This is a genomic window from Kitasatospora sp. NA04385 (genome assembly GCF_013364235.1).
GTDB lineage: Bacteria > Actinomycetota > Actinomycetes > Streptomycetales > Streptomycetaceae > Kitasatospora.
The window spans coordinates 5,547,444-5,560,500 of the sequence record NZ_CP054919.1; the positions used below are offsets into that span (position 1 = coordinate 5,547,444).

The following is a 13,057-nucleotide window of genomic DNA, read 5'->3' on the forward strand; positions in this document are numbered from 1 at the left end:
CCGGACGGTGACGCCCGGCACCGGGCCTGTGGCGGGCAAGGGGGTACGGCTAGCATGACCGGGGCAGTGATGGGCGGTACGAAGGTGCCGGCCCTCGGGAAACAACCGGCAGGAGGGCGGGTCCTGGTGCAGAAGGCGAAGATCCTCCTGGTCGACGACCGTCCGGAGAACCTGCTCGCCCTGGAGGCGATCCTCTCCGCGCTCGACCAGACCCTGGTGCGCGCCGCCTCCGGCGAGGAGGCGCTCAAAGCTCTGCTCACCGACGACTTCGCGGTGATCCTGCTGGACGTCCAGATGCCCGGCATGGACGGGTTCGAGACCGCGGCGCACATCAAGCGCCGGGAGCGGACCAGGGACATCCCGATCATCTTCCTGACCGCGATCAACCACGGTCCGCACCACACCTTCCGCGGCTACGCGGCCGGTGCGGTCGACTACATCTCCAAGCCCTTCGACCCGTGGGTGCTGCGGGCCAAGGTCTCCGTCTTCGTCGACCTGTACCAGAAGAACACCCAGCTCAAGGAGCAGGCCGCGCTGCTGCGCCTGCAGCTGGAGGCGGGGGCGGAGCCGGCCATCGGCGGGGCGCTGCTGGGCGAGCTGTCGGCCCGGCTGGCCGCCGTCGAGGAGCAGGCCGAGGCGCTCACCAAGCAACTGGAGGCGGGCTCCGACGGCCCCGCCGCGGCGACCGCCGCCCACCTGGAGCGGAAGATCGCCGGCCTGCGCGGGGCGCTCGACGCGCTGCGCCCGGGCTCCGGCTGACGGACCGTCGGCGTCATCCGTCCGGGTGATTCCCGGGCGGCTGACGGCGCGTCTGCGACACAACCCGCCGAAGGGCGACCGCACATGTCCGGGGCCGGGGCGCGCCGGTAGGCTGCCCCCCATGGCCACACGAACGCCCGGAAGCGCCGCCGCCCGCACCGGCAAGCCCGGGCCGGCCAGGAGCGCGCCGGCCAAGAAGGCGCCCGCGAAGGGGGCCGCGCCCAAGCCGCCCGCCAAGAAGGCCCCGGCGAAGAAGGCCGTCCCGGCCAGGAAAGCCGCGCCCAAGGCGCCGCCGCCCCCGGCGGCGCCCCCGCCGAAGCGGCCGATACTCTTCCGGGCCGTCCGGGCCCTCTGGCTGGGCCTGGCGCACTCGGTGGGCGCGGTGTTCCGCGGCTTCGGCCACGGCGCCCGCAACCTGCACCCCGAGCACCGCAAGGACGGCGTGGCGCTGCTGCTGCTGGCGCTGGCCCTGGTGACCGCCGCGGGGACGTGGTTCAGCCCGCAGGGCTGGCTCGGCGGGGCCGCCACCAGCGTGGTCTCCGGCCTGTTCGGCCGGCTCGACGTGCTGGTGCCGTTCCTGTTCGGCGCCCTCGCCGTCCGGCTGATGCGCCACCCCGAGGTGCCCGAGGCCAACGGCCGGATCGCGATCGGCCTGAGCACCCTGGTGGTCGGCGTGCTGGGCCTGGTGCACATCGGCTGCGGCGGCCCCGCGATGGGCGCCGGCGCGACCAGGATCCGGCAGGCCGGCGGCCTGATCGGCTGGGCCGCGTCCACCCCGATGATGGCCGCGGCCGGCCCGCCGCTGGCCGTCCCGCTGCTGCTGCTGCTGGCGTTCTTCGGCCTGCTGGTGGTCACCGCCACCCCGGTCAACCGGATTCCCGAGCGGCTGCGGCAGCTGGGCGTGCGGCTGGGCGTGGTCGAGCCGCTGCCCGGTGAGGAGGACGAGGCCGGCGTCGACCCGGTCACCGGGGAGCGGGAGTACTCCACCGCCCCGCCCGAGGACGCCGACCCGGACGCGCTGCCGATCACCGTCGAGAGCGACGAGCTCTCCGCCCGCCGCCGGCGCCGCCGCCGCAAGGGCGCCGACGAACCCGCCGACGGCACGGAGCCCACCGAGCCGCTCCCGCTGGAGAAGGACCCGTACCAGACCCGCGACCTGGCGGCCGGCGTCGCCGCCGACCTGGACGGCGCGCTGCTGTACGGCGTGCCCGGCTCGCCCGCGGTGGCCAGCATGCTCGGCGAGGTCAAGGACAACACCGCGCCGCCGGAGGAGCCCTGGACGCCCGAGGTGCCCGCCGCCCGCGCCCCGGGCGCCCCCGCGGGTCACGGCGAGGCCCCGGTCCGGATGGAGCAGCTCCAGCTCTCCGGGGACGTCACCTACGCGCTGCCCGCCCTCGACCTGCTGGAGCGCGGCGCCCCGGCCAAGGCCCGCTCCCAGATCAACGACGACGTGGTGGCCCAGCTCAGCGGCGTGTTCACCGAGTTCAAGGTCGACGCGAAGGTCACCGGCTTCACCCGCGGCCCGACGGTGACCCGCTACGAGGTCGAGCTCGGCCCCGCCGTGAAGGTCGAGCGGATCACCGCGCTGGCCAAGAACATCGCCTACGCGGTGGCCACCCCCGACGTGCGGATCATCTCGCCGATCCCCGGCAAGTCCGCGGTCGGCGTGGAGATCCCCAACCGGGACCGGGAGATGGTCACCCTCGGCGACCTGCTGCGCTCGCGCACCGCCGCCGAGGACACCCACCCGATGGTGGTCGGCATGGGCAAGGACGTCGAGGGCCACACCGTGATGGCCAACCTGGCGAAGATGCCGCACGTCCTGGTGGCCGGCGCCACCGGCGCGGGCAAGTCCTCCTGCATCAACTGCCTGATCACCTCGGTGCTGGTGCGCGCCACCCCCGACGAGGTCCGGATGGTGCTGGTCGACCCCAAGCGGGTCGAGCTGACCGCGTACGAGGGCATCCCGCACCTGATCACGCCGATCATCACCAACCCGAAGAAGGCCGCCGAGGCCCTCCAGTGGGTGGTGCGCGAGATGGACATGCGCTACGACGACCTGGCGGCCTACGGCTTCCGGCACGTCGACGACTTCAACGCCGCCGTCCGGGCCGGCACCGTGCAGCCCCCGCTGGGCAGCGAGCGCGAGCTGACCCCCTACCCGTACCTGCTGGTGATCGTCGACGAGCTGGCCGACCTGATGATGGTCGCCCCGCGCGACGTCGAGGACTCGGTGGTCCGGATCACCCAGCTCGCCCGGGCCGCCGGCATCCACCTGGTGCTGGCCACCCAGCGCCCCTCGGTGGACGTGGTCACCGGCCTGATCAAGGCCAACGTGCCGTCCCGGCTGGCCTTCGCCACCTCGGCGATGGCCGACTCCCGGGTCATCCTCGACCAGCCCGGCGCCGAGAAGCTGATCGGCAAGGGCGACGCGCTGTTCCTGCCGATGGGTGCCTCCAAGCCGGTCCGGATGCAGGGCGCGTTCGTCACCGAGTCGGAGATCGCCAAGGTCGTCCAGCACTGCAAGGACCAGCTGACCGCCAGCTACCGGGACGACGTGGTGGTCGGCGGCGGCCCCAAGAAGGAGATCGACGAGGAGATCGGCGACGACCTCGACCTGCTGATCCAGGCCGCCGAGCTGGTGGTCACCACCCAGTTCGGGTCGACCTCGATGCTCCAGCGCAAGCTGCGGGTCGGCTTCGCCAAGGCCGGCCGGCTGATGGACCTGATGGAGTCCCGCGGCATCGTCGGCCCCAGCGAGGGGTCCAAGGCCCGGGACGTGCTGGTCAAGCCGGACGAACTGGATGGTGTGCTGCTGGCCCTCCGGGGGTAGGCGGTGGGCGGTCGCGCGGCCGGAAGCCGCCGTGACCGCCCGTCAACTTCTGTTGCGAGACTGTGGCACGTTCGGGCCCCCTCCGGTTGAGAAACGTTCCGTCTCCACCCCTAGACTGGTGCCTCAGCAGGTGGCCTCCGCTCGAAAGGCGTGCCCAGTGACCATCGGCAAGTCCCCCCGCAGCTCCGCCCCCGACTCCTCCGCGCCCGCCGCCGCCGAGGAGTCGAGCCGTGCCACCGGCGGGCCGAGCATCGGGCGGCTGCTCTCCAGGGCCCGGATCGACGCCGGCCTGACGGTCGACCAGGTCAGCACCCGCACCAGGATCCGGGTGCCGATCGTGCACGCCATCGAGTCCGACGACTTCGAGCGCTGCGGCGGCGCCTTCTACGCCCGCGGCCACCTGCGGCTGCTGGCCCGCGAGGTCGGCCTGGACGGCGAGGCGCTGGTCGCCCGCTACGACGCCGAGCACGGCGGGGCCCCCGCCCGGCCGGCCGGCCAGCTGGTCGACCCCGGCCCGATCAAGGTCCGCGACCACAACCGGCCGAACTGGACCGCCGCGATGGTCGTCGCGATCCTCGCCGTGGTCGCGCTGATCGGCTACAACCTGGTCGGCTCCTCGTCCTCCGGCGGCGACCAGCCCGGCGCGGCCAGCGCCCCGCTGCCCTCCGGCGTCTCCGCCCCGGCCACCACCTCCCCGTCCGCGCAGCCGCCGGCCCCCGAGAGCAGCGTCGCCGCGATCGCCGCCGCGCCCGCCGACAAGGTCACCGTCAAGCTGGTCGCCGGGCAGGACAAGAGCTGGGTCACCGCCAAGGACGGCAACGGCAAGTCGCTGTACTCCAACAACCTGGAAGCCGGCCAGGACCAGACCTTCACCGACGCCAAGAAGATCACCCTGGTGATCGGCAACGCCGGCGCCGTGCACCTGTTCGTCAACGGCAAGGACCTCGGCCCGGCCGGACAGGACGGGCAGGTCGTGCACCTCACCTACACCCCCGGCGACCCGCAGGCGGGCTGAACCGGGACGATCCGCCCGCCGTGGCAACGCGCGCGCCCTCCGGGGGGAACTCCACCGGGGGGCGCGCGTTAATCTTGGCGTCATGCCTGAAACCCGCACTGTCGCCCTGGTCACGCTCGGATGCGCCCGCAACGAGGTCGACTCCGAGGAACTCGCCGGGCGACTGGAGGCCGACGGCTGGCGACTGGTGGACGACGCCAGCGAGGCCGACGTCGCCGTCGTCAACACCTGCGGGTTCGTCGAGGCCGCCAAGAAGGACTCCGTCGACGCCCTGCTGGAGGCCAACGACCTCAAGGGCCACGGCCGCACCCAGGCCGTGGTCGCGGTCGGCTGCATGGCCGAGCGCTACGGCAAGGAGCTCGCCGACGCCCTCCCCGAGGCCGACGGCGTGCTCGGCTTCGACGACTACGCCGACATCTCCAGCCGCCTGAACACCATCCTCTCCGGCGGCCACGTCGAGGCCCACACCCCCCGCGACCGCCGCAAGCTGCTCCCGCTCACCCCGGTCGAACGGCAGGCCGCCGCCGCCGAGGTCGCGCTGCCCGGCCACGGCGCCCCCGAGGACCTCCCCGAGGGGCTGGCCCCCGCCTCCGGCCCGCGCACCCTGCGCAAGCGCCTGGACGACAACCCGGTCGCCTCGATCAAGCTCGCCTCCGGCTGCGACCGCCGCTGCTCGTTCTGCGCCATCCCGGCCTTCCGCGGCTCGTTCATCTCCCGCCGCCCCTCCGACGTCCTCGGCGAGGCGGTCTGGCTGGCCGGGCAGGGCGTGCGCGAGGTCGTCCTGGTCTCCGAGAACAACACCTCCTACGGCAAGGACCTCGGCGACATCCGCCTGCTGGAGACCCTGCTCACCGAGATCGCCGCCGTCGAGGGCATCGAGCGGGTCCGGGTCAGCTACCTGCAGCCCGCCGAGATGCGCCCCGGCCTGATCGACGTGATGACCGGCACCGACAAGGTGGTGCCCTACTTCGACCTGTCCTTCCAGCACTCCGCGCCCGCCGTGCTGCGCCGGATGCGCCGCTTCGGCTCCACCGAGCAGTTCCTCGGCCTGCTGGAGTCGATCCGGGCCAAGGCCCCGGAGGCCGGCGCCCGCTCCAACTTCATCGTGGGCTTCCCCGGCGAGAGCGAGGAGGACTACGCGGAGCTGGAACGGTTCATCACCCACGCCGGGCTCGACGCCATCGGCGTGTTCGGGTACTCCGACGAGGACGGCACCGAGGCGGCCGGCTACGACGGCAAGCTCGACCAGGACGTGGTCGACGACCGGGTCGCCCGGCTCTCCAAGCTCGCCGAGGAGCTCACCGCGCAGCGCGCCGAGCAGCGGATCGGCAGCGAGGTCACCGTGCTGGTGGAGTCGGTCGAGGACGGGGTGGTGGAGGGCCGCGCCGCCCACCAGGCCCCGGAGACCGACGGCCTGACCACCCTGCTCGGCGTCGAGGACGCGGTGGTCGGCCGGTTCTACCGGGCCGTCGTGATCGGCACCGAGGGCGTCGACCTGGTCGCCGAGGCCGCTGACGACGCCGACGCCGAGGTCGAGGTCGCGGCCGCGGAGCTCGCCGGAGCCGACGTATGACCAAGGGGCCGGGGGCCCCGGCCGCGACCCGGCCGACCCCGGCGGCCGTCCCGCCGCAGCCCGGCGTGTGGAACATCGCCAACGTGCTGACCATGTTCCGGCTGGTGCTCGTCCCGGTCTTCGCCGCGCTGCTGTTCGCCGGCGGCGGGCACGACCCCGAGTGGCGGGCCTTCGCCTGGGCGGCCTTCGCCATCGCGATGATCACCGACGTGTTCGACGGCGCGCTGGCCCGCCGCAAGGGCCTGGTCACCGACTTCGGCCGGATCGCCGACCCGATCGCCGACAAGGCGATCATGGGCACCGGCCTGATCGGCCTGTCGCTGCTCGGCGACCTGCCCTGGTGGGTCACCGCGGTCATCCTGGCCCGCGAGCTGGGCATCACCCTGATGCGGTTCTGGGTGATCCGCTACGCGGTCATCCCGGCCAGCCGCGGCGGCAAGGCCAAGACGCTCGCCCAGGGCACCGCGGTCGGCATGTACGTCCTGGTGCTCACCGGGCCGCTGGCCACCGCCCGGGCCGTGGTGATGGGCGTCGCGGTGCTCCTCACCCTCGCCACCGGCCTCGACTACGTGCTGCAGGCCGTCCGGCTGCGCCGCGAGGGCATCGCCAGGGAGCGCCGCGGTGAGTGAGGCCGCGGCGGGCCGGGACGGGGGCGCCGCCGCCCGGGCGCTGGCGGCGCTGCGGGCCCGCGGCGCCACCCTGGCCGTCGCCGAGTCGCTCACCGGCGGCCTGCTGGCCGCCGCCCTGGTGGACGTCCCCGGCGCCTCCGCGGCCTTCCGGGGCTCGGTCACCGCGTACGCCACCGAGCTCAAGGCCGCCGTGCTCGGCGTCGACGAGGGCCTGCTCGACGTGCACGGCCCGGTCCACCCGGTGGTGGCCCGGCAGATGGCCGAGGGGGTGCGCCGCCTGCTCGGCGCCGACTGGGCGCTGGCCACCACCGGCGTGGCCGGACCCGACCCGCAGGACGGGCGGCCGGTCGGCACCGTGTACGTCGCGCTCGCCGGTCCGGCGGGAACAGAAGCACTCCCGCTCCGGTTGTCGGGTGGGCGTGACACGATCCGCCGGGAGTCGGTGGAGGCCGCGCTGGGGCTGCTGCTCCGGCGGCTGGCGGCCGACGGGGGCTGAGCCTCGCGCAAAGCCCCGGCCCGGCGCCCGAAAACCCGTGAACCCGCCGCACCCGACGGTGGATCGTGTTACACCGGATGCTCCGGCCGGACGGAAGCCGGCCGGGCGGGAATCACGTCGACCCGGCGTCGACCGCGCGTCCGGAGCCGGACATCTGCCCGTCACGGGTGGTTCGACGGCTCCGGAGGGGAAGATACAGGGAGGGGGCGCCTTGCAGCCCAGAGTGAACACGACCCCGGTCCCGGCACGGGATGCTGGCAAGGCGGTACGGTGGGGTCGTGACATCTCGATCCGCAGTCCGAGGAGGGAGGCACCGATGATTCTGCTCCGTCGCCTGCTTGGCGATGTGCTGCGTCGGCAGCGCCAGCGCCAGGGCCGCACACTCCGCGAGGTGTCGGCAGCCGCCAGGGTTTCGCTCGGGTACCTCTCCGAGGTCGAGCGGGGTCAGAAGGAGGCGTCCTCCGAGCTGCTCTCCGCCATCTGCGACGCACTCGACGTGCGGATGTCGGAGGTCATGCGGGAGGTCAGCGACGAACTGTCGCTCGCCGAACTTGCGGCGATGGCCACCCTCTCGGAGGGTGATCTGCTGAGGCCGGTGCTCGAACCGGTTCCGCTGCCGGCCCCCGGTGTCGACCGGTCCGGTTCCATCGCGCCCAAGGCGGCGATGGACGTGGTGGCGGCCTGACCGGACCTCGACCGTCCCGCACCGCGGGACGCCGGGCGAAGGAGGGCCACGATGCGGAGTGCGCGCAGTGCGCTGCTGTTCGGTGCGACGGCACTGGTCGGCCTGGGCCTGATACTGCTGCTGGTGAGCGGCACCGCCATGCACGGCGGTGCCGCTCTCGGCATGCTCGCGGCCGGGTGGTGGGGGATGGGACTGGTCCCGGTGCACGTCCGGACCGCGCCGCCGGAGCCGGCCGCGCGGCGCCGGGCGGTGCCGGAGCCGCCGGGCCCGCCCGGGGCGGTGCGGGCTCCCTCGGACGGGTGAAGCGGCGCCCGGCTACCGCAGCCGGTAGCCCTTCGGGGTGGGGTGGAAACCGGCCGTCTCCAGCAGGGGGCCCAGGGGGCTGGTGAGGGCCGGGTGGCCGTTGACGCGCTCGATGGTGAGCGGACCGGCCAGCGCGGACAGCGCCGCGGACAGCGCCGGGCCCTCCTCGGCCCAGGCGAGCAGGGACTTGCCGCCGCGCTCCAGGTAGAGCACCAGCTCGCCGTCGGCCAGGGCGACCAGTGAACCGGCCTTGCGGCCGGGGCGGTGCGCGGCCGCGGTGTCGGACGGCGGCTCGGGCCAGGGCAGGGCCGCGCCGTACGCGTTGGCGGGGTCGGCGGCGGCCAGCACCAGGGCCTGCGGGCCCTGCGCGGCCCCCGGGGCGGACCACTCCTCGCCGCCCGCCCGCTCCAGCCGGGAGCTGACCGAGCGCAGCCGGTCCGCGGCGCCGTCCATGGCGAACTGGGCGCCGCCGAGGCCCTCGACGAAGTACCCCCGGCGGGCCCGGCCGCGCTCCTCGAACGCCGACAGCACCCGGTAGACGCCCGCGAAGCCGCCCGGGACGCGCTCGGCGGCCACCGTGCCCCTGGTCAGCACGCCGTGCCGGTCCAGCAGGGCCTGCGCCCGGGCCGCGGCCCGCGCCGTCGCCCGCCGTCGAGCGCGGGCAGCAGCGACCAGCGGCCGGCCGCGGTCGGCGGGCCGGTGCGGGAGGACGGGCGGGCCAGGCCCCGGGCCGCGCCGCCGTAGCGACCGCGCGGGGTGGCGCGCGGGGCGCGGTGCGCGGTGGAGCCGGCGGTGCGGCCGGAGCCGAGCAGGCCGCGCAGCGGGGCCAGCGTGTCGTTGGTGACGTACCCGGCCCAGACCAAGTCCCACAGGGCGTCGGCGATCTCGGCGTCCGGGGTGTCCGGGACGCGCTCGGCGAGCTGGCGGAAGAACGCGCCGTAGCCGCCGGACAGCGCCTCCAGCAGGGCGGTGTGCACCGGGCCCGGGGTGAGCGGCAGCGGCTCGGGGCGCAGCAGGTGCGCGTTCTCCGGCAGGTGCAGGCTGATCCAGCCGTCCTTGCCGGGCAGCGCGCCCGCGCCGGACCAGCCGATCTCGCCGGCCGCCATCAGCTCGTCCAGCAGGGCGGGGGAGTAGTCGGACAGCCGGGCGGGCAGCACGAGCTTCTCCAGGGCGGAGGCGGGCAGCGCGGTGCCCTGGAGCTGCTCGACCACCCGGTAGAGGCCGTCGGCGCCGCGCAGGCGGTGCCCGGCCAGGTGCTGCCACTGCGGGAGGAACGCGGCCAGCGCCTTCGGCGGGACGGCCTCCACCTCCTGCCGCAGGGCGGCCAGCGAGCGGCGGCGCAGCCGGCGCAGCACCTCGGCGTCGCACCACTCCGGGACGGTGGAGGAGCCGTCGGGCCGGAACGCGCCCTGGACCAGGCGGCCGGCGGCGGTGAGCCGGTGCAGGGTGCCGGTGACGACGGCGCTGCCGAGGCCGAAGCGGTCGGCGGCGTCCTGGGCGGTGAACGGGCCGTGGGTGCGGGCGTGCCGGGCCAGCAGGTCGCCCAGCGGGTCCTTGACCGGCTCGGTGAACGCCTCGGGGACGCCGACCGGCAGCGGGGTGCCCAGGGCGTCGCGCAGCCGCCCGGCGTCCTCGATCGCGGCCCAGCGCAGCACGCCGCCGATCCGGACCTGGATCGCCCGGCGGGCGGACTCCAGCTCCAGCGCCCACAGCGGTTCGGCGCCGCGCGCGGACAGTTCGGCCTCGGAGAGCGGGCCGAGCAGCCGCAGCGCGTCCGCGACGCCCTCGGCGTCCCTGATCCGGCGCTCGGGGGTGAGCCGCCGGAGTTCGGCCTCCAGCTCGGCGAGGACCTGCGGGTCGAGCAGTTCGCGCAGCTCGGCCTGGCCGAGCAGCTCGGACAGCAGCCGGGAGTCCAGCGCGAGGGCGGCGGCCCGGCGCTCGGCGATCGGGGAGTCGCCCTCGTACAGGAACTGGGCGACGTAGCCGAACAGCAGGGAGCGGGCGAACGGGGACGGTTCGGGGGTGGTGACCTCGACCAGGCGCACCGCGCGGGACTCCAGGTCTCCCATCAGCTCGACCAGGCCCGGCACGTCGAACACGTCCTGCAGGCACTCGCGGACGGCCTCCAGGACGATCGGGAAGGAGCCGTACTCGGCGGCCACCTCCAGCAGTTGGGAGGCGCGCTGGCGCTGCTGCCACAGCGGGGTGCGCTTGCCCGGGCTGCGCCGGGGCAGCAGCAGGGCGCGGCCGGCGCACTCGCGGAAGCGGGCGGCGAACAGGGCCGAGCCGCCGACCTGGTCGGTGACCAGCTGCTCGATCTCGGCGGCGTCGAAGACCGCGGCGTCGGCGCCGACCGGGGCCTCGTCGGCGGGCGGGGCGGTGGCGGCGGAGGGGATCGCGGAGGGGAGCGCGGCGGGGAAGTCGGCCAGCAGGTCGGCGTCCGGCAGCCGGAGCACGATGCCGTCGTCGGCGTGCATCACCTGCGGGTCCAGGCCGTGCTTCTCGCGCAGCCGGGCGCCGATGGCCAGCGCCCACGGGGCGTGCACCTGGGCGCCGAAGGGGGAGTGCACGACGATCCGCCAGTCGCCGAGCTCGTCGCGGAAGCGCTCGACCACGATGGTGCGGTCGTCGGGCAGGTGGCCGCAGGCCGCGCGCTGCTCGGCGAGGTAGCTGAGCAGGTTGGCGGCCGCCCAGTCGTCCAGCCCGGCGGCGTGCAGGCGCGCGGTGGCAGCGGCGGGCTCCAGAGCGCCGATCTCGCGGACGAACGCGCCCACGGCGCGGCCGAGTTCGAGCGGGCGGCCGAGGGTGTCGCCCTTCCAGAACGGGAGCCGGCCCGGGACGCCGGGGGCGGGGGTGACCAGCACCTTGTCGTGGGTGATCTCCTGGATCCGCCAGGAGGTGGTGCCCAGGGTGAAGACGTCCCCCACCCGGGACTCGTAGACCATCTCCTCGTCGAGCTCGCCGACCCTCCCGCCGCCCTTCTTGGGGTCCGCCCCCGCGATGAAGACGCCGAACAGGCCGCGGTCGGGGATGGTGCCGCCGGAGGTGACGGCCAGCCGCTGGGCGCCGGGGCGGCCGGTGACGGTGCCGGCGACGCGGTCCCAGACCAGGCGGGGGCGCAGCTCGGCGAAGGCGTCGGACGGGTAGCGGCCGGCCAGCATGTCGAGCACGCCGTCGAACGCGGACTGCGGGAGGGTGGCGAACGGGGCGGCGCGGCGGCACAGGGCGAGCAACTCGTCGACGTCCCGGACGTCCAGCGCGGTGATCGCGACCAGCTGCTGGGCCAGCACGTCCAGCGGGTTGCGCGGGACGCGCAGGGCCTCGATCCGGCCGGTGCGCATCCGCTCGGTGACCACGGCGGACTGCACCAGGTCGCCGCGGTACTTGGGGAAGAACACGCCCCGCGAGACGGCGCCGACCTGGTGGCCGGCCCGGCCGACCCGCTGCAGGCCGGAGGCGACCGAGGGCGGGGATTCGACCTGCACCACCAGGTCGACGGAGCCCATGTCGATGCCCAGCTCCAGGCTGGAGGTGGCCACCACGGCGGGCAGCCGGCCGGCCTTCAACTCCTCCTCCACCAGCGCCCGCTGCTCCTTGGAGACCGAGCCGTGGTGCGCCCTGGCCAGCAGCGGCGGGGCGCCCGCGGCGGCGCCCGAGCCGCCCATCAGCTCGGCGGGGGAGTGCGCGGCGGGCAGCGGGGCGCCGGTGGCCCGCTCGTGGGCGATCTCGTTCAGCCGGTTGCACAGCCGCTCGGCCAGCCGGCGGGAGTTGGCGAACACGATGGTCGAGCGGTGCGCCTGCACCAGGTCGACGATCCGCTCCTCGACGTGCGGCCAGATGGAGCCCTGCCGCTGCGGGTCGTCCTCCTCGGCGGGGGCGGCGGGCAGGTCCGCCAGGTCCGGGACGGGGACCACCACGGACAGGTCGAAGCGCTTGTCGCCGCCGGGCCGGACGATCGCCGCGCCGCGCTGCGGGCTGAGGTAGCGCGCCACCTCCTCGACCGGGCGGACGGTCGCCGACAGGCCGATCCGGCGGGCCGGGCGCTCCAGCAGTTCGTCCAGCCGCTCCAGGCTGAGCGCCAGGTGCGCGCCGCGCTTGGTGCCGGCCACCGCGTGCACCTCGTCCAGGATCACCGTGTCGACGCCGCGCAGGGCGTCCCGGGCGGCGGAGGTGAGCAGCAGGAACAGCGACTCGGGGGTGGTGATCAGGATGTCCGGCGGGTGGGTGGCGAACTTCCGGCGGTCGGCGGCCGGGGTGTCGCCCGAGCGGACGCCGACCCGCACCTCGGGCTCCGACAGGCCCAGCCGGACGGACGCCTGCCGCAGGCCGGCCAGCGGGGCGCGCAGGTTGCGCTCGACGTCGACCGCGAGGGCCTTCAGCGGGGAGACGTAGAGCACCCGGCAGCGGCGCTTCGGGTCGGCCGGGGGCGGCTCGGCGGCCAGCCGGTCCAGCGCCGAGAGGAAGGCCGCCAGCGTCTTGCCGGAGCCGGTCGGGGCGACCACCAGCACGTCCGTCCCCAGCCCGATCGCGGACCAGGCCCGGGACTGCGCCTCGGTGGGCGCGGCGAACGCCCCGGTGAACCAGGCCCGGGTGGCCGGGGCGAAACCCTGCAGCGGATCAGCGTCGGAGGTGGCCATGACCCCATGGTGCCCCGACACGCTGACAGGTCACGGAACGGTCACCGTCTGACCCAATCCCGTGCAGCAAATCGTACAAATCGCTCATATCGTGAGGAACCGGACTCGATTCCCGGAGTCCTGCCCT

The 13,057-nt window shown here is 75.0% G+C and carries 8 protein-coding genes and 1 pseudogene; 8 read left to right on the plus strand and 1 reads right to left on the minus strand.

Features of this window, described 5'->3' with window-relative positions:
• Positions 1–123: 123 nt before the first annotated feature.
• The 8 genes from HUT16_RS24740 to HUT16_RS24775 all read left to right on the plus strand — a co-directional run bounded on the left by HUT16_RS24740 (position 124) and on the right by HUT16_RS24775 (position 8,293).
• Entirely contained in the window at positions 124–759 is a 636-nt protein-coding gene (locus HUT16_RS24740; RefSeq protein ID WP_176192855.1) for a two-component system response regulator, read from the plus strand.
• 121 nt (positions 760–880) lie between these two features.
• On the plus strand, positions 881–3,592 hold the full coding sequence (locus HUT16_RS24745) for a DNA translocase FtsK (protein WP_176190259.1): 2,712 nt from the start codon (positions 881–883) through the stop codon (positions 3,590–3,592).
• A 157-nt stretch (positions 3,593–3,749) separates the two neighbouring features.
• Entirely contained in the window at positions 3,750–4,607 is an 858-nt protein-coding gene (locus HUT16_RS24750) for a RodZ domain-containing protein (RefSeq protein WP_254897973.1), read from the plus strand.
• A gap of 82 nt (positions 4,608–4,689) precedes the next feature.
• On the plus strand, positions 4,690–6,180 hold the full coding sequence (gene rimO, locus HUT16_RS24755) for a 30S ribosomal protein S12 methylthiotransferase RimO (protein ID WP_176190261.1): 1,491 nt from the start codon (positions 4,690–4,692) through the stop codon (positions 6,178–6,180).
• Positions 6,177–6,809 (plus strand): CDP-diacylglycerol--glycerol-3-phosphate 3-phosphatidyltransferase, encoded by a 633-nt coding sequence (gene pgsA / locus HUT16_RS24760; protein WP_176190262.1) that lies wholly within the window; start codon positions 6,177–6,179, stop codon positions 6,807–6,809. The genes rimO and pgsA overlap by 4 nt, the downstream gene beginning before the upstream one ends.
• 40 nt (positions 6,810–6,849) lie before the next feature.
• Positions 6,850–7,305, plus strand: a complete 456-nt coding sequence (locus HUT16_RS24765; protein ID WP_176192856.1) for a CinA family protein — start codon at positions 6,850–6,852, stop codon at positions 7,303–7,305.
• A 316-nt stretch (positions 7,306–7,621) separates the two neighbouring features.
• Positions 7,622–7,990, plus strand: coding sequence for a helix-turn-helix domain-containing protein (locus tag HUT16_RS24770; protein ID WP_014138422.1), 369 nt, complete (start codon positions 7,622–7,624; stop codon positions 7,988–7,990).
• 51 nt (positions 7,991–8,041) lie between these two features.
• Positions 8,042–8,293: a hypothetical protein gene (locus tag HUT16_RS24775; RefSeq protein WP_176190263.1), complete on the plus strand. Its 252-nt coding sequence runs from the start codon at positions 8,042–8,044 to the stop codon at positions 8,291–8,293.
• Positions 8,294–8,305: 12 nt separating this feature from the next.
• On the opposite strand, the pseudogene HUT16_RS24780 reads toward HUT16_RS24775, so the two are convergent.
• A pseudogene (locus HUT16_RS24780) lies at positions 8,306–12,930 on the minus strand (ATP-dependent helicase).
• Between the last annotated feature and the right edge of the window lie 127 nt (positions 12,931–13,057).